The organism is Janthinobacterium sp. BJB301 (assembly GCF_002735685.1).
GTDB lineage: Bacteria > Pseudomonadota > Gammaproteobacteria > Burkholderiales > Burkholderiaceae_D > Janthinobacterium > Janthinobacterium lividum.
The window spans coordinates 2,305,769-2,322,158 of sequence record NZ_PDZJ01000001.1 but is presented as its reverse complement, the minus strand read 5'-3'; the positions used below and the strand labels follow the sequence as shown (position 1 = coordinate 2,322,158).

Below are 16,390 nucleotides of genomic sequence, written 5' to 3'. Positions count from 1 at the left end.
GGAAGGCTGGGGCGGATGAAGGAGCAAGAATGGCTGGCATGTCGTTGTCGATCAAAGTGGCGATGCAGCCATCGTAGCGCCGCGCCGGGCGCGCCGGAAGGCGTGTGGCGCGCAATGTATCCATGCGTCTGGCGCCATGGCGCCGGCAAATCATGCTAAGGTAAGAAACTATGTCGATACCCGATCTGAACCTGTTAATCACCCTCGATGTCCTGCTTGCCGAAGGCAGCGTCACGCGCGCCGCGCGGCGCTTGCGCCTGAGTCCATCGGCCATGAGCCGCGCCCTGGCGCGCCTGCGCGAGACGACCGGCGATCCGCTGCTGGTGCGCGCCGGGCGTGAACTGGTGCCCACGCCGCGCGCGCTGGAGCTGCGCGAACGGGTGGGCCAGCTGGTGGGCGAGGCGCTGGCCGTGCTGGGGCCGGCGCAGCGGCTCGATCCGCGCCAGCTGGAGCAGACCTTCACGCTGCGTTCGAGCGACGGTTTCGTGGAAAATTTCGGTCCTGCGCTGCTTGCGCATATCGGCGCGCAGGCGCCCGGCGTGCGCCTGCGTTTCGTGCAAAAGGTCGACCGCGAAAGCGTGCAGCTGCGCGAGGGCAGCATCGACCTGGAGACGGGCGTGATCGGCAATTTCACCAGCCCGGAAGTGCGCACGCGCAGGCTGTTCGGCGACCGTTTCGTGGGCGTGGTGCGCAGCGGCCATGCGCTGGCCCAGGGCGAGATCAGCGCCGAGCGCTATGCGGCCGGCCAGCATGTGCTGGTGGCGCGGCGCGACCAGGATACGGGACCGATGGACGACGCGCTGGCGGCGCTGGGACTGCAGCGCACGATCGCCAGCATCGTCGGCGGCTTCACGGCGGCGCTGGCGCTGGCCGCCGGTTCCGACCTGATCGCCACCGTGCCGGAACGGCATACGGGCAATCTGCGCGCCGGCATGTTCAGCTTTGCGCTGCCGCTGCGCATGCCGGATCTGACCGTCTCCCTGATGTGGCATCCACGCATGGACGCCGACCCCGCCCACCGCTGGCTGCGCGGCTGCGTGGTCGACGCCTGCGCCGGCCAGTCAGGCGCCGCCTGACGCCGCCGGCAGCGTCATCCTAGCGCGTCACGGGCCCGTCGAAGCCGCCCGCCATGGCCGTGTAGCCACGGGCCGTGGCGATGGCCACGTCGCGGTGGGCCGTCACCAGCTGCTCCTGCGTGGCCAGCGCAATACGTTCCGCTTCGAGCACGCCGAGCAGGCTTTCCGCGCCTTCCTGGTAGCGCACCCTTGCCAGGCGCGCGCTCTCCTGCGCCAGCTGGTGCGCCTCGCGCAGTTCCGCGTGGCGGCTGCGCAGCTGTACCCATTGCGCGATGGCGCTGTCGGTTTCCTCCAGCGCCAGCGCCAGCGCCTTGTCGAAGCCGGCCTGCGCGGCCAGCACTTCGGCGCCGGCTGCGCGCGCGCGGGCGCGGCGCGTGCCGCCATCGAACAGCGGCAGGGAAAAGGCGGCGCCCGCATGCCAGCGCGCCGCATCGCCGCCATTCCAGTCGCCGGCCACGCCGGAGGCGCCGAACAGCGCGCCCAGGCTGATGCGCGGGAAGCGCTCGGCGATGGCGGCGCCTTCGCGGGCGCTGGCCGCCGCCAGCGCCCGCTCGGCCGCGCGCACGTCGGGCCGGCGCAGCAGCAAATGGGCCGGTTCGTCCGTCAGCAAGGATTGCGGCAGCGCCAGCGGCATCGGCTGGTCGAGCGCCGCCAGTTCCGGCGCATCGAGGCGCTGTCCCGTGAGGGTGGCCAGCCGGTTGCGCGCCACGCGCTCATCAAAGTTCAGGCTGGGCAGGCGGGCACTGGCCAGGCGCATCTGCGCCTCGGCGCGCATGCGTTCGGCCGGCGCGGCGCGGCCCGCGTTCTCGCGCTCGCGCACCAGCCGCAAGGTGCCGGACTGGTTCGATAATTGCTCCTGCAGGCTGGCGCGCATCTGCTGCGCGCCGCGCAGCACCAGATAGGCATCGACCACCTGCGCCAGGATCAGGCGCCGCACGTCGTCGCGCACGGCGGCGCGCTCGTCCGCCGAAGCCTCGGCCGCGGCGATGCTGTGGCGCACGCGGCCGAACAGGTCGAGCTCCCAGCTGAAGACGGCGTTCCACTGCACCGGCGAGGCGATGTGCGGTTGGCCGTCGCTGCTCTCGATCGCCGCCAGGCGCGCGCGCCCGGCCTGGGCATCAAGATCCATCGCCGGCAGGCGGGCGCCGCGCGCCGCTTGCGCGAACTCGCTGGCGCTGGCCAGGCGCGCGGTGGCGATGCGCACGTCGTAATTGTCTTGCCAGGCGCGCTTGACCAGCTGCTCCAGCCTGGCATCGCCCAGCTCTTGCCACCACAGCGCGGGCGGCGCGCCGGCCTGCAGCTCCGGTGCGCCGGCGGCCGAGGGCAGGACCGACAGCTGCGCCGTGTCGAGCGCCCGCGTGGCCGTGGGCGTGCCGACGCTGCAGCCGGCCAGGGACAGCATGGCGGCCGCCAGCAGCGGCGCGGCGTGGCGCGTGTTCAAGTGAGTCATGCGGCTCATGCGGCTCATGCGGCTTCTCCCAGCGCGACCGTGCGCGCGGCAGGCGCCGTGCGGCGTCTGCTCAGCAAGGTGAAAAACAAGGGTGTAAACAACAGGCCCGACAAGGTCACGCCCAGCATGCCGGCGAAGACGGCCGTGCCCATCGACTGGCGCATTTCCGCGCCCGCACCGGAAGACAGCATCAGCGGTATCGCGCCCAGCAAAAAAGCCAGTGAGGTCATCAGGATGGGCCGCAGACGCGTGCGGGCGGCGGCGATGGCCGCTTCGCGCGCATCGGCGCCGGCCGCCATCGCCTGGCGCGCGAATTCGACGATCAGGATGGCATTCTTGGCAGCCAGGCCGATCAGCACCACGATGCTGATCTGCGTCAGCACGTTGTTGTCCAGGCCGCGCCACGATACCCCGATCAGCGTGGCCAGCACGCAGCTGGGCACGATCAGCACGACGGACAGGGGCAGCAGCCAGCTTTCAAACAGGGCCGCCAGCAGCAGGTACACCAGCAGCACGGCCAGGCCCAGCACCATGCCGGTGCTGCCGCCCGCGTGCTTTTCCTGCAACGCCAGTTCCGTCCACTCGTAGTCGAAGCCGGCCGGCAGACGCGCCTTGAGCAGCTCTTCCATCGCGGCGATGGTTTGCCCCGTCGAGTAGCCAGGCTTGGTGCTGCCCTGGATTTCGGCGGCAGGATACAGGTTGTAGCGCGGCACGCGGAACGGCGCCGTGCCTTCGCTGAAGGTGGCCACGCTGCCCAGCGGCACCATGTCGCCGTTGGCGGCGCGTGTCTTCAGCGCAGCCAGGTCGGCCACGCTGCGCCGGTAGGGCGCGTCCGCCTGCGCGGTGACCCGCCAGACCCGGCCCATCAGATTCATGTCGTTGACGAACACCGGCGCCATGTAGCTTTGCAGGGTCTCGTTGACGCGCAGCAGCGGCACGCCCAGGTACTCGGCCTTGGTGCGGTCCAGTTCAACCTTGATCTGCGGGCTCATGGCGTTGAACGGCGTGAAGGCGCCCATCACCGAGGGCAGTTTTCCCGCTTCCTCGGCGATGCCGCGCGCGGCCGCCTGCAACGCTTGCGGTCCCAGGCCGCCCGTGTCGCGCAGCATCAGCTTGAAGCCGCCGCCGGTGCCGATGCCGGGCACGGAAGGCGGGGGTATCACCATCACGCGCGCCGCGCTGATGGGCGCCAGCCTGGCGCGCATGGCGCCCAGCATGGCCGGGCCGTCCAGGCCATCGCTGGCGCGCGCGCCGAAGTCCTTGAACATGGTGAAGATGACGGCCGTGTTGGGCGCCGAGGTAAACGTGGCGCCGTCGGTGCCGACGAAGGCGGCCGTGTGGGCCACGCCGGGGTGGCTCATCAGGCGGGCCGTGGCGTCCTGCACCACTTCGCTGGTGCGCGCCAGGGTCGAGCCGGCCGGCAGCTGGATCGAGACGATGGCATAGCCGCGGTCCAGCTGCGGCACGAAGCCGCGCGGGGTCACGTCCAGGCGCCACAGGGTCAGGCCCGCCAGCACCAGGTACACGGGCAGCATCAGCCAGCGCCGCGAGAGTATGCGCCCGGTCAGCTGCACGTAGCCGCCTGTCAGGCGGGAAAAACCGCGGTTGAAGATGGTCATCCAGCGCGCGCCCAGGCTGTTGGCATCGTGCTGCGGCTTGAGCAGCAGCGCGGCCAGGGCCGGCGACAGCGTCAGCGAGACCAGCGCCGAGATCACGGTGGAGGCGGCGATGGTGACGGCGAACTGGCGGTAGAACATGCCGGAGATGCCATCGATGAAGGCCGTCGGCACGAACACCGCCACCAGCACCAGCGCGATGGCGACCAGGGCGAAGCCCACCTCGTTCATGCTGCGCTGCGCCGCGGCGACGGGACTCATGCCTTCCTCCATGTGGCGCTCGACGTTTTCCACCACCACGATGGCGTCATCGACGACGATGCCGATCGCCAGCACCAGGCCGAACAGCGACAGGGTATTTAGCGTATAGCCCATCGCGGCAAGCACCGTGAAGGTGCCGACCAGGGACACGGGAATGGCCAAGATGGGAATGATGGCGGCGCGCCACGAGCCGAGGAACAGCAGCATGGCCAGGCACACCAGCAGTGCCGCCTCGAAGATGGTGTCGCGCACCTTGTCGATCGAGGAGCGGATGAATTCGGTCGGGTTGTAGTAGGCGTGGTAGGCGACGTCCTGCGGGAAATCGGCTTCCATCTTCGCCAGCTGGGCCAGCACGCGGTCGCCCGTGGCCAGCGCGTTCGAGCCGGGCAGCAGGCTGATGCCCAGCGCGATGGCCGTGCGGTTGTCGACAAAGCCGCTTTCCGTGTAATCCTGCGCGCCCATCTCGACGCGCGCCACGTCGCGCAGGCGCACCACGCCGCCATCGGCATGGGCGGCCACGACGATCGCTTCGAATTCGGCCACGTCGCGCAAGCGGCTTTGCGCCTGCACCTGCACCTGGTAGGCGCCGTCGCTGCCGCCCGGCGGCTGGTTCAATACCCCCGCCGCGACCTGCGAATTGGCTTGCCGCACGGCGGCGATCACTTCCGGCGCCGTCAGGCCAAGCGAGGCCACGCGCGCCGGGTCGAGCCAGATGCGCATCGAGAAGTCGCGCGCGCCGCGCGTGTAGATGTCGCCAACGCCTTCAACGCGGGCCAGCTTGTCCTTGATGGCGGTGCCGATGAAGTTGGAGATGTACTGCTGGTCGCGCGTGCCTTTCGGCGAATCGAACAGCACCACCATCAGCAGGTCGGGCGAGGCCTTCTTGACGGCCAGCCCCAGCCGGCGCACGGCTTCGGGCAGGCGCGCTTCGGCTACCGCCACGCGGTTCTGCACCAGCGACTGGGCCTGCTCGACGTTGGTGCCCGGCTTGAACACCACGCTGATGGTCAGCTTGCCGTCGCCCACCGATTGCGAGGACATGTAGAGCATGCCGTCGACGCCATTGATTTCCTGTTCGATCGGCGCGGCGACGGTATCGGCGATTTCCTGCGCCGAGGCGCCCGGGTAGTTGGCCTTCACCGTGACCGTGGGCGGCACGATCTCGGGAAACTCCGAGATCGGCAGACGCATGGCCGACACCGCGCCCACCAGCGTGATCAGGATAGACAGCACGATGGCAAACACGGGACGGCGGATGAAAAATTGGGAAAAACGCATGGTCTCTCCTTATGCGCCGTTGGCGCGGGGAGTCGCCACCAGCACCTGGTCGCCCGGCCGCACCTTGGCCGCGCCGGAGACGATGACCCGGTCCTGCGGCGTGAGGCCGGAGAGCACGATCTGCTTGTCGCCCTGCAGGCCGCCCAGCTCCAGCTTGCGCGGCGCCACCTTGCCCGCCGCGTCCACGACGAACACCATCTTTTTGTTCTGGTCGCTGAGGATGGCGGCGTCGGGCACCAGCAGGCGCTCTTGCGCCGCGCCGACGGGAATGCGCACGCGCGCAAAGCTGCCCGGCATGACGGCGCGGTCGGCGTTGGCCAGGCTGGCGCGCAGGCGCACCGTGCCCGAGCGGGCGCTGATCTCGTTGTCGACAAAGTCGACGGTGGCATCCTGGGCGGGGCCGCCGCCATCGAGCGCCAGCTGTACCTTGCCCGGCAGCTTGCTTTGCTGGCGCAGGCGCTGGAAATCCGCTTCCGACAGGTCGACCATGGCGCGCACGGGGCTGTGCGCAACGATGGTGGTCAGCACGCCGCTCTGCGCCGCGCCGCCGACCACGTAGTTGCCGACATCGACGCGGCGGTCCGACACGGTGCCGGCGATGGGAGCGCGCATGGTGGTGAAGGACAGCTCCAGTTCGGCGCTACGCAATTCCGCCTTGCTCAGCATGACGGCCGCCTGCGCGCCTTCCAGCTCGCCGCGCGCCCGTTCCAGTTCCTCGGTGCTGGCCGCGCCCGTTTGCTGCAGCCGGCTGCTGCGCTCGAACTGGGCCGTTGCCAGCTTGCTGCGCGCATTGGCCTGGGCCAGGCTGGCCTGGGCGCGGTCGCGTGCCGCCGCGAAGGGACGCGGGTCGATGACGAACAGCGCATCGCCGGCCTTGACCTGCTGGCCATCGCGAAAGGCGATCTGCTGCAGATAGCCCGACACGCGCGAGCGCACTTCCACGCGCTGCGACGGCTCGATGCGGCCCGTGTAGTCGAGGGTCGTCTGCACCATCGACGTTTCCGGCAGCGCCACGGAAACGGTGGGCTTGGGCGGCGGGCCGCCAGGCGCGGCCTGGGAACGGCCGCAGCCGGACAAGGTGGCGCTGCAGGCCAGGGCCAGCAGCAGTAACAGCGGGACGGGCAGGGATGGGATCGGACGGGGGCGCATCATGCGGGGTCTCCAGAAGGCGTAGGGGGCTTGGCCAGGGCGCGGCCGAGCGCGAAAATGGCCAGCGCGGCGAGTATCAGCGCGCTGGCGACGGCAAAGGTGGCGTGCATGCCACGGATCATGGCGGCTGGCTGGGCGCTGGCGATATCGCTGGCGCTGGCAAAAAAAGCGAAGATGGCGCCCATCACGGAGGCGCCCGTGACGAGGCCCAGATTGCGCGACAGATTGAGCATGCCGGAGATGAGGCCGCGCTGGTCGGGAACGATGTCGCCCATCACGGCGGTATTGTTGGCTGCCTGGAACAGCGCGTAGCTGGCCGTGAGCAGCATGATCGGCGCGACGTAGCCGGGGATGCCCAGGCTGGCGGGCAGCAGGGACAGCGCCAGGCAGGCAGCGGTCGCGCCGCACAGGCCCGCGCCGCCCATGCGCTGCGCGCCGTAGCGGTCCACCAGCCAGCCGGACGGCACACCGCAGAACGCCGCCACCAGCGGTCCGGCCGCCAGCACCATGCCGGTGACGGCCGTGCCCAGGCCCAGGCCGCGCGCCAGGTAGAAGGGGCCGACCACCAAGGTGGACATCATGACCGTCGACACCAGCATGCTGGTCGCCAGGCCGGCGCTGAGCACGGGCGCGCGCAGCATGGCCAGGCGTATCAGCGGCGCCGGCGCCTTCAGTTCCACATACACGAACAGGGCGCCGCCCACGCAGGCTGCCAGCAGCAGCGCCACGTTGCGCATGCCGAAATGGCCGCGGCCCAGGGTCATGGCCAGCGCATAGGCGGCCAGGGTCAACGCCAGCAGCAGCGTGCCGCGGTGGTCGAAGACGGGACGCCTGGCGTGCGCGCCGCGCTGGTCGGCCGGCAGAAAGCGCCATGCCATCAGCAGCGCCACGCCGGCCAGCGGCACGTTGACGAGGAAAATGGCTTGCCAGCCGAACTGCGCGATCAGCAGGCCGCCCAGTGCCGGACCGAGCGTGGTGCCGACGGCCGACATGGTGCCGAGCAGGCCCATGGCGCTGCCCGTCTGCGCCTTGGGCACGGTGCTGCCGACAAAGGCCATGGTCAGGGCCATCATGACGGAAGCGCCGAGGCCCTGCAGGGCGCGCGCGGCGACCAGCAGCCACAGGGTGGGCGCCAGGGCGCACAGGATGGAGGCGACGGCAAACAGCGCGATGCCTGCCAGCAGCAGGCGGCGCCGGCCGATCATGTCGCCGAGGCGGCCCACGCTGACGATCAGCGCGGTGATGGCCAGCAGGTAGGCCAGCACGATCCATTGCACATCCTGGAACGGCGCATGCAGGGCCTTGGCCATGTCGGGCAGGCCCACGTTGGCGATGCTGGTGCCCAGCGCGGGCAGCAGCATCGACAGGGACAGGCTGGCAAGCGCGCCGCGCACGGGCATCGTGGCGGTACCGGCCGGGGCGGCCTGCTGGCTGGGTGAGGGTGGTACGGGTTTTGACGGCGAATTCATAAGGTGGTTGATCCATCCATTAACGGTCATTACATGGTACTGAGGGATTTGGTATGGCGGAAGACGCACAATTTGCACTTTGTTATTGCGTTTGACGCCATGTCTGGTGCGCCGGGCAGCGCTACAGCATCTGGTCCATCTCGAAGGCCGGCAGGCTGTCGGCCTGGTGGTAGCGGACGATGCGCCCGGGAATGCCGGCCACGGTGCAATGCGCGGGCACGTCGCGCAGGACCACGCTGCCGGCGGCCACCTTGCTCATGGCGCCGATCTCGATGTTGCCGAGGATTTTGGCGCCCGCACCCAGCATCACGCCCGAACGGATCTTCGGGTGGCGGTCGCCATGCTCCTTGCCGGTGCCGCCGAGGGTGACGTTCTGCAAGATGGAGACGTTGTCGTCGACCACGGCCGTTTCGCCGATGACGATGCCGCTGCCGTGATCGAGCATGATGCCCGCGCCGATGCGCGCGGCCGGATGGATGTCGATGCCGAAGACGCTGGCCGCGTGGCTGGACAGGGCAAAGGCGGCCTCGCTGCGGCCCGCCGTCCACAGATGGTGCGCCATGCGGTAGGTCTGCAGCGCATGAAAGCCCTTCAGGTTCAGCAGCGCGTGCAGGCCGTCGGGACAGGCCGGATCGCGCTGCGCGATGGCCGCAAGGTCGGCCGTGATGCTGGCCAGGATGCGCGGCTGCGTGCTTAAAATGTCCTCGAACAGGGGGCGCAGCACGGCCGGGCGCATGTCGCGCGCGCCCAGGCGGTGCGCCAGGATGGCGGCGAGCAGTCCGGCGGTGCTGTCGTGCGGCAGAATCAGCTCGTCGAGCATGGGCCGCAGCAAGGGCTCGCGCGCGGCGAGCCGCAGCGCCAGTTCGCGTACCTGCTCCCAGGCGCAGTCCACGCTGGCGGGCTGGCAGGCTGCGGCGGCGTCGATGCGGCGCAGGGGCGGCGCGGGCGGCAGGGGGCTGGCGTATGTCAAGTAAGTCATCGTGGCGCCTGTCCAGGCAAAGGAAGGAAAAGTGGAGCGCCTGGCAACAACGCCGGCGCCGGCTGGCAAGTGCCCAGGGCCCCGGAAGGCCGGGCTGCGCGGATTGCGGGTACACGATAAGCCGCCGCAGGGGGCGAAGCAAATCGTAAATACTGAGCGCGCGGCTCACGATTCCTGATGCTTGGGGAGGGTGTGGCAGGGGCGCATGCCGCGCCGGCGCTCGGGCCGGCGGCGCCAGGGGGCGGTGCGATGCGGCGGGAAGGAGGGGGCGCAGCGTGGCCCCGCGAAATTACAGCGCGTTGAGCGGAATCTTCAGGTAGCGCACGCCGTTGTCTTCCGGCTCGGGCAGCTTGCCCGCATTGATGTTGACCTGGATGGCGGGCAGGATCAGTGTCGGCATGTCGAGGGTGGCGTCGCGGCTGGTGCGCATGGCCACGAACTGCTCTTCCGTGATGCCGTCGCGCAAGTGGATGTTGCCGGCGCGCTGCTCGGCCACCGTCACTTCCCAGCGCGCCTCGCGGCCGTTGGGCGGGTAGTCGTGGCACATGAACAGCCGCGTCTGCGGCGGCAGCGCCAGCAATCGCTGCGCGGAGCGGTACAGCAGGGCAGCGGAACCGCCGGGAAAGTCGCAGCGGGCCGAGCCCACGTCCGGCATGAACAGGGTGTCGCCGACAAACACGGCGTCGCCGATCTGGTACGCCAGGTCGGCCGGCGTATGGCCGGGCACGTGCAGGGCGCGTACTTCCAGCTTGCCGATATGAAAGACCTGGTCGGGCGCGAACAGCTGGTCGAACTGCGAGCCGTCGGCCCTGGCGTCATCCTGGTGGTAGACGGCCGCGAACGCCTGCTGCACCGTCTGGATGGCGGCGCCGATGGCCACGTCGCCGCCCAACTGCTGCTGCAGGTAGGGCGCGGCGGAAAGATGATCGGCGTGCGCGTGGGTTTCCAGCAGCCAGCGGCATTGCAAGCCGTGTTCGCGCACGAAGGCGATCACCTTGTCGGCCGAGGAGGTGGACGTGCGCCCCGCCTTGGGGTCGTAGTCGAGCACGGAATCGATGATGGCGCAGTCCCGGCCATCGGCCTCGTACACAACATAGGTGACGGTGGCGGTGGCGGGGTCGAAGAAAGCTTGGATTTGTGGAGTCATCACGGCGGCAAGGGGCGGGCAAGGGAAGGACAGGGAATGGCATTATATCGCCAGAGTTCGCCTAAAAAATGTTGAAAATTGACATTTAACATGCGAAAAACAGATAAGAGGGCGCGCATGCGCCTGGCACAGTCGTGCGCACCCTGGCGCTTGCAGCATGGTAACCTCATTCTTCCAAGGAGGAATTCATGAACGATATCACTGCACGCAGCGAACAATACCGCGGTTTTACGATTTCGGTGACCCCGCAAAAGGATAACGACGATTTATGGGATTTCACCTACCGCCTGCAGCGCGAAGGCGAACCCGAGGCGCAGGCGATCACGCGCAGCCGCACCCTGGGCGGCTACGCGGCCCCGGAAACGGCTTGCACGGCTGGCCTGGAAGTGGCCAGGACGGAAGTGGATAATCTGCTGCGCCCTTGAGCCGGCGTAAATCGTTTAGCCCGAAAGTGAGCCTGACTACGGCTGGCGCGTGAAACACATCGCTGCCAGTCGCGCTTCATGCTACGATTTCCACTATTGAGTCAGTCACGAAGGAGGCACCCCATGGATAGCAGTTCTAAAATTCACTATAAAGGCTGGGAAATCGTTCCCCTGGCCGTGCCCACCACCGACGGCAAATGGTCGGCCAGTTGCGATATCGAGCGCGCCACCGCGGAAGGCCTGGAAGTGTTCGAAGGCTCGACCATGCAATTCGTGCGCGACGACGAGGAAGGCGCCATTGCCGCCGCCTGCGAAGAAGCCGTGCGCCAGATCGACAACATCATCGCCAATCCGCTGGTGCGGCTGGCCTAGTTTGCCTTCGCACTATCTGTCGCAGTCCCTGTATTACTCAGCCGGCGCCCGCCGGCTGTTTTTATTGCGCGTCTTGCCAGCCTTGGCCTTCATCCCCGCTGTTCTCCTGTTTGTTGCATGTTTCATGATATGTTTCAAAATGGATAGTATGAAACATATTTGAAACATTCTTGACGCCAAACGTGACATCGCTGCTCCGCTGCGTGACAGCGCACGATGCGCGGCCCATGGCCGTCTTGCCCGCATTTTCACTCTGCGGCAGATGGTGTGTCCCCTGGCCAGCAGGTCCTGGCACGGCATTTGCAATACTGATGCTCATAGCCACTCCGTGAAACATTCGGGACCATCCGAAACCCATAAGGTGAACACATGACTCAATACTCCGCAGGTGCCGCATTCCGCAAGGCCGTCCAGGAAGAATCCCCGTTGCAAGTCGTCGGCGCCATCAACGCCAACCACGCCTTGCTGGCCAAGCGCGCCGGTTACAAGGCCATTTACCTGTCTGGCGGCGGTGTCGCGGCCGGCTCGCTGGGCTTGCCCGACCTGGGCATTTCCAGCCTGGATGACGTGCTGACCGATATCCGCCGCATCACCGACGTGTGCGATCTGCCGCTGCTGGTCGATGCCGACACGGGCTTCGGTTCGTCCGCCTTCAACGTGGCGCGCACCGTGAAATCGATGATCAAGTTTGGCGCGGCGGGCCTGCATATCGAAGACCAGGTGGGCGCCAAGCGCTGCGGCCACCGTCCGGGCAAGGAAATCGTCAGCAAGGAAGAAATGGTCGACCGCATCAAGGCGGCCGTCGATGCGCGCACGGACCCGAATTTCGTCATCATGGCGCGCACCGATGCGCTGGCCGTCGATGGCCTGGAAGCGGCGCTCGAGCGCGCTGTCGCCTGCGTCGAAGCGGGCGCCGACATGATCTTCCCGGAAGCCATCACGGACCTGGACATGTACGCCACGTTCGCCAAGGCCGTCAACGTACCGATCCTGGCCAACATCACGGAATTCGGATCCACGCCGCTGTTCACGCTGGACGAATTGCGCAGCGCCCACGTGGGCCTGGCCTTGTATCCGCTGTCGGCCTTCCGCGCCATGAACAAGGCGGCGGAAAACGTCTACCAGGCGCTGCGCCGCGATGGCACGCAAAAGAACGTGGTCGACACCATGCAGACGCGCATGGAACTGTATGAATCGATCAATTACCATGATTTCGAGCAAAAGCTCGACGCGCTGTTCGCCGCGCAAAAGAAATAAACAGAAGCAGGGGCCGCATGCCGGCCCCGCAGTGACGCAACCGAGACTAGTCAATTTTTGGAGAAATCAATGAACGCACCGCAAGCCGCCACTTTCAAGCCTAAAAAATCCGTCGCCCTGTCCGGCGTCACCGCCGGCAACACGGCGCTGTGCTCGGTCGGCAAGACCGGCAACGATTTGCACTACCGCGGCTATGACATCCTGGACGTGGCCGACAGCTGCGAGTTCGAGGAAATCGCCTACCTGCTGGTGCATGGCAAGCTGCCGACGTCCGCGGAACTGAAAGGCTACAAGGCCAAACTGAAATCCTTGCGCGGCCTGCCGTCCGCCGTCAAAGCCGCGCTGGAAGCCTTGCCCGCCGCCGCGCACCCGATGGACGTGATGCGCACGGGCGTGTCCGTGCTGGGCTGCACCTTGCCGGAAAAAGACGACCATAACGCGCCAGGCGCGCGCGACATCGCCGACCGCCTGATGGCGTCGTTCGGCTCCATGCTGCTGTACTGGTACCACTATAGCCATAACGGCAAGCGCATCGAAGTGGAAACGGACGACGACTCGATCGGCGGCCACTTCCTGCACCTGCTGCACGGCGAAAAACCGTCGGCGTCGTGGGAAAAAGCCATGCATACGTCGCTGATCCTGTACGCGGAACACGAATTCAACGCTTCGACCTTTACCAGCCGCGTGATCGCCGGTACGGGTTCGGACATCCACTCGGCCATCACGGGCGCCATCGGCGCGCTGCGCGGCCCGAAACACGGCGGCGCGAACGAAGTGGCGCTGGAGATCCAGAAACGCTACGACAACGCCGACGAAGCGGAAGCGGATATCCGCGAGCGCGTGGCCAACAAGGAAGTGGTGATCGGCTTCGGCCACCCCGTCTACACGATCTCCGACCCGCGCAACGTCGTCATCAAGGAAGTGGCGCGCAATCTGTCGCTGGAAGCCGGTTCCACGAAAATGTTCGACATCGCCGAGCGCCTGGAATCGGTCATGTGGGAAATCAAGAACATGTTCCCTAACCTGGACTGGTTCTCGGCCGTGTCGTACCACATGATGGGCGTGCCGACGGCGATGTTTACGCCGCTGTTCGTCATCTCGCGCACCTCGGGCTGGGCCGCGCACATCATCGAACAGCGCATCGACAACAAGATCATCCGCCCGAGCGCCAACTACGTCGGCCCGGAAGACCTGGAATTCGTGCCGATCAAGGACCGCAAATAATGAGCACTGCAATGACTACCCCGATGAATACGCTGCACCGCAAGCCCTTGCCGGGCACCCAGCTAGACTACTTCGACACGCGCGCCGCCGTCGATGCGATCCAGCCAGGCGCCTACGCCACCTTGCCCTATACCTCGCGCGTACTGGCCGAAAACCTGGTGCGCCGCTGCGACCCTGCCACCCTGGACGCTTCGCTGAGCCAGTTCATCGAACGCCGCCGCGACCTCGATTTCCCCTGGTTCCCCGCGCGCGTCGTCTGCCATGACATCCTGGGCCAGACGGCCCTGGTCGACCTGGCCGGCTTGCGCGACGCCATCGCGGCCCAGGGCGGCGACCCGGCCCTCGTCAATCCGGTGGTCCCCACGCAGCTGGTGGTCGACCATTCGCTGGCCGTCGAATGCGGCGGTTTCGACCCCGACGCCTTCGCCAAGAACCGCGCCATCGAAGACCGCCGCAACGAAGACCGTTTCGACTTCATCGACTGGACGAAAAAAGCGTTCAAGAACGTCGATGTGATCCCGCCGGGCAACGGCATCCTGCACCAGATTAACCTCGAGCGCATGTCGCCCGTGATCCAGGTGCAGGACGGCGTGGCCTACCCGGATACCCTGGTGGGCACGGATTCGCACACGCCCATGGTCGATGCGCTGGGCGTGATCGCCATCGGCGTGGGCGGCCTGGAAGCGGAAAGCGTGATGCTGGGCCGCGCCTCGTGGATGCGCCTGCCCGACATCATCGGCGTCAAACTGACGGGCAAGCCGCAGCCGGGCATCACGGCCACGGACACCGTGCTGGCGCTGACGGAATTCCTGCGCAAGCAGAAGGTCGTCTCGTCCTACCTGGAATTCTTTGGCGAAGGCGCTTCGCACCTGACCCTGGGCGACCGCGCCACGATTTCCAACATGGCGCCGGAATTCGGCGCCACGGCCGCCATGTTCTACATCGACGCGCAAACCATCAAATATCTGAAACTGACGGGCCGCGACGACGAACTGGTGAAACTGGTGGAGCTGTATGCGAAGGAAACGGGCTTGTGGGCCGACAGTCTGGCCGACGCGCAGTACGAGCGCGTGTTGACGTTCGACCTGTCGTCCGTCGTGCGCAATATCGCCGGCCCATCGAACCCGCACAACCGCGTGCCGACGTCGGAACTGGCCGCGCGCGGGATTTCCGGCGTGGTGGAAGACGAACCTGGAAAGATGCCCGATGGCGCCGTCATCATCGCCGCGATTACCAGCTGCACCAATACGAACAACCCGCGCAACATGATCGCGGCCGGCCTGATCGCGCGCAATGCGAACCGCCTCGGCTTGACGCGCAAGCCGTGGGTGAAATCGTCGCTGGCGCCCGGCTCGAAAACGGTGGAACTGTACCTGCAGGAAGCGGGCCTGATGCCTGAACTCGAAACACTGGGCTTCGGCGTGGTGGCTTTCGCCTGCACCTCGTGCAACGGCATGTCGGGCGCGCTCGACCCCGTGATCCAGGATGAAGTGGTGTCGCGTGACCTGTACGCCACGGCCGTCTTGTCGGGCAACCGCAACTTCGACGGCCGCATCCACCCATATGCGAAGCAGGCTTTCCTCGCTTCGCCGCCGCTGGTGGTGGCCTACGCAATCGCCGGCACCATCCGCTTCGATATCGAAAAGGATGTGCTGGGCCATGATGCGGACGGCAAGGCTATCCTGCTGAAGGATATCTGGCCGTCCGACGAGGAAATCGACGCCATCGTCGCTTCCAGCGTCAAGCCGGAGCAGTTCCGCAAGGTGTATATCCCCATGTTCGCCAAGCAGGCGGACGACGGCATCAAGGTCAGCCCCCTGTACGACTGGCGTCCGCAGACGACGTATATCCGCCGTCCGCCATACTGGGAAGGCGCGCTGGCTGGCGCTCGCCCATTGAAAGGCATGCGTCCCCTGGCTGTTTTGGGCGACAACATCACGACCGACCACTTGTCGCCATCGAACGCCATCATGCTCGATAGCGCGGCCGGCGAATACCTGGCGAAGATGGGCTTGCCGGAGGAAGACTTCAATTCCTACGCCACGCACCGGGGCGACCATCTGACGGCGCAGCGCGCCACGTTTGCCAACCCGACCCTGAAGAACGAGATGGTCATCGAGGACGGCAAGGTCAAGGCAGGTTCGCTCACGCGCATCGAGCCGGAAGGCACGATTTCACGCATGTGGGAAGCCATCGAGGTGTACATGGAGCGCAAGCAGCCATTGATCATCATCGCCGGCGCCGACTACGGCCAGGGTTCTTCGCGTGACTGGGCCGCCAAGGGCGTGCGCCTGGCCGGCGTGGAAGCCATCGTGGCCGAAGGCTTCGAGCGCATCCACCGCACCAACCTGGTGGGCATGGGCGTGCTGCCGCTGGAATTCCTCCCTGGCGTGAACCGCAAGACCCTGGGCCTGGACGGCAGTGAAACCTACGACGTCGCCGGCGAGCGCACGCCGCGTTCCACCTTGACCTTGCTGATCCACCGCAAGAACGGCGAAACGGTGGAAGTGCCCGTCACCTGCCGCCTCGACACGGCGGAAGAGGTGTCGATCTACGAGGCCGGCGGCGTCTTGCAGCGCTTTGCGCAGGACTTTTTGGAGTCCTCAAAAGCCGCGTAAACGGGTAGGTCGGATTAGCGTAGCGTAATCCGACAATATTTGTGAAAAACCCGCCAACAATGTGTCGGA

General features: G+C 66.9%; 13 protein-coding genes. 6 read left to right on the top strand and 7 right to left on the bottom strand.

Annotated features, from left to right (window positions below; translation table 11 throughout):
- The first annotated feature begins 170 nt into the window (after positions 1 to 170).
- Positions 171 to 1,076, top strand: coding sequence for a LysR family transcriptional regulator (locus tag CSQ91_RS10200; RefSeq protein ID WP_034783938.1), 906 nt, complete (start codon positions 171 to 173; stop codon positions 1,074 to 1,076).
- A gap of 19 nt (positions 1,077 to 1,095) precedes the next feature.
- On the opposite strand, the gene CSQ91_RS10195 is transcribed toward CSQ91_RS10200, so the two are convergent.
- From CSQ91_RS10195 to CSQ91_RS10170, 6 genes are all read right to left on the bottom strand, one after another.
- Positions 1,096 to 2,535: an efflux transporter outer membrane subunit gene (locus tag CSQ91_RS10195; protein ID WP_180278391.1), complete on the bottom strand. Its 1,440-nt coding sequence runs from the start codon at positions 2,533 to 2,535 to the stop codon at positions 1,096 to 1,098.
- A 5-nt stretch (positions 2,536 to 2,540) separates the two neighbouring features.
- Entirely contained in the window at positions 2,541 to 5,681 is a 3,141-nt protein-coding gene (locus tag CSQ91_RS10190; protein WP_034783941.1) for an efflux RND transporter permease subunit, read from the bottom strand.
- A 9-nt stretch (positions 5,682 to 5,690) separates the two neighbouring features.
- The gene (locus CSQ91_RS10185; RefSeq protein WP_099388178.1) at positions 5,691 to 6,833 is read right to left on the bottom strand and encodes an efflux RND transporter periplasmic adaptor subunit; all 1,143 of its coding nucleotides are present in this window, start codon (positions 6,831 to 6,833) and stop codon (positions 5,691 to 5,693) included.
- The gene (locus CSQ91_RS10180; RefSeq protein WP_081345714.1) at positions 6,830 to 8,299 is read right to left on the bottom strand and encodes an MFS transporter; all 1,470 of its coding nucleotides are present in this window, start codon (positions 8,297 to 8,299) and stop codon (positions 6,830 to 6,832) included. Before CSQ91_RS10180 ends, CSQ91_RS10185 begins: the two co-directional genes overlap by 4 nt.
- A gap of 121 nt (positions 8,300 to 8,420) precedes the next feature.
- Positions 8,421 to 9,278: a serine O-acetyltransferase gene (gene cysE, locus CSQ91_RS10175; protein ID WP_099388177.1), complete on the bottom strand. Its 858-nt coding sequence runs from the start codon at positions 9,276 to 9,278 to the stop codon at positions 8,421 to 8,423.
- Between the two features lie 289 nt (positions 9,279 to 9,567).
- On the bottom strand, positions 9,568 to 10,425 hold the full coding sequence (locus tag CSQ91_RS10170) for an MBL fold metallo-hydrolase (protein WP_034783945.1): 858 nt from the start codon (positions 10,423 to 10,425) through the stop codon (positions 9,568 to 9,570).
- A gap of 188 nt (positions 10,426 to 10,613) precedes the next feature.
- Here CSQ91_RS10170 and CSQ91_RS10165 point away from each other — a divergent pair, with 188 nt between their 5' ends.
- Together CSQ91_RS10165 and CSQ91_RS10160 are read left to right on the top strand one after the other, a co-directional pair.
- On the top strand, positions 10,614 to 10,850 hold the full coding sequence (locus CSQ91_RS10165; RefSeq protein WP_070257673.1) for a hypothetical protein: 237 nt from the start codon (positions 10,614 to 10,616) through the stop codon (positions 10,848 to 10,850).
- A gap of 123 nt (positions 10,851 to 10,973) precedes the next feature.
- Positions 10,974 to 11,222, top strand: a complete 249-nt coding sequence (locus tag CSQ91_RS10160; RefSeq protein ID WP_034783948.1) for a hypothetical protein — start codon at positions 10,974 to 10,976, stop codon at positions 11,220 to 11,222.
- Between the two features lie 61 nt (positions 11,223 to 11,283).
- On the opposite strand, the gene CSQ91_RS28645 is transcribed toward CSQ91_RS10160, so the two are convergent.
- Positions 11,284 to 11,541, bottom strand: a complete 258-nt coding sequence (locus CSQ91_RS28645) for a hypothetical protein (RefSeq protein ID WP_143451004.1) — start codon at positions 11,539 to 11,541, stop codon at positions 11,284 to 11,286.
- A gap of 50 nt (positions 11,542 to 11,591) precedes the next feature.
- Between CSQ91_RS28645 and prpB the strand changes: the two genes are divergently transcribed.
- From prpB to acnD, 3 genes are all read left to right on the top strand, one after another.
- Positions 11,592 to 12,479: a methylisocitrate lyase gene (gene prpB / locus CSQ91_RS10155; RefSeq protein WP_034783951.1), complete on the top strand. Its 888-nt coding sequence runs from the start codon at positions 11,592 to 11,594 to the stop codon at positions 12,477 to 12,479.
- A gap of 69 nt (positions 12,480 to 12,548) precedes the next feature.
- Entirely contained in the window at positions 12,549 to 13,703 is a 1,155-nt protein-coding gene (prpC, locus tag CSQ91_RS10150; protein WP_034783952.1) for a bifunctional 2-methylcitrate synthase/citrate synthase, read from the top strand.
- Between the two features lie 23 nt (positions 13,704 to 13,726).
- Positions 13,727 to 16,321: a Fe/S-dependent 2-methylisocitrate dehydratase AcnD gene (acnD, locus tag CSQ91_RS10145; RefSeq protein WP_099388176.1), complete on the top strand. Its 2,595-nt coding sequence runs from the start codon at positions 13,727 to 13,729 to the stop codon at positions 16,319 to 16,321.
- Positions 16,322 to 16,390 lie beyond the last annotated feature (69 nt).

Coding starts and splice junctions, on each gene's coding strand:
- CSQ91_RS10200 (WP_034783938.1), top strand. CDS start 171: ATGTCGATACCCGATCTGAACCTGTTAATCACCCTCGATGTCCTGCTT.
- CSQ91_RS10195 (WP_180278391.1), bottom strand. CDS start 2,535: ATGAGCCGCATGACTCACTTGAACACGCGCCACGCCGCGCCGCTGCTG.
- CSQ91_RS10190 (WP_034783941.1), bottom strand. CDS start 5,681: ATGCGTTTTTCCCAATTTTTCATCCGCCGTCCCGTGTTTGCCATCGTG.
- CSQ91_RS10185 (WP_099388178.1), bottom strand. CDS start 6,833: ATGATGCGCCCCCGTCCGATCCCATCCCTGCCCGTCCCGCTGTTACTG.
- CSQ91_RS10180 (WP_081345714.1), bottom strand. CDS start 8,299: ATGAATTCGCCGTCAAAACCCGTACCACCCTCACCCAGCCAGCAGGCC.
- cysE (WP_099388177.1), bottom strand. CDS start 9,278: ATGACTTACTTGACATACGCCAGCCCCCTGCCGCCCGCGCCGCCCCTG.
- CSQ91_RS10170 (WP_034783945.1), bottom strand. CDS start 10,425: ATGACTCCACAAATCCAAGCTTTCTTCGACCCCGCCACCGCCACCGTC.
- CSQ91_RS10165 (WP_070257673.1), top strand. CDS start 10,614: ATGAACGATATCACTGCACGCAGCGAACAATACCGCGGTTTTACGATT.
- CSQ91_RS10160 (WP_034783948.1), top strand. CDS start 10,974: ATGGATAGCAGTTCTAAAATTCACTATAAAGGCTGGGAAATCGTTCCC.
- CSQ91_RS28645 (WP_143451004.1), bottom strand. CDS start 11,541: ATGAGCATCAGTATTGCAAATGCCGTGCCAGGACCTGCTGGCCAGGGG.
- prpB (WP_034783951.1), top strand. CDS start 11,592: ATGACTCAATACTCCGCAGGTGCCGCATTCCGCAAGGCCGTCCAGGAA.
- prpC (WP_034783952.1), top strand. CDS start 12,549: ATGAACGCACCGCAAGCCGCCACTTTCAAGCCTAAAAAATCCGTCGCC.
- acnD (WP_099388176.1), top strand. CDS start 13,727: ATGAATACGCTGCACCGCAAGCCCTTGCCGGGCACCCAGCTAGACTAC.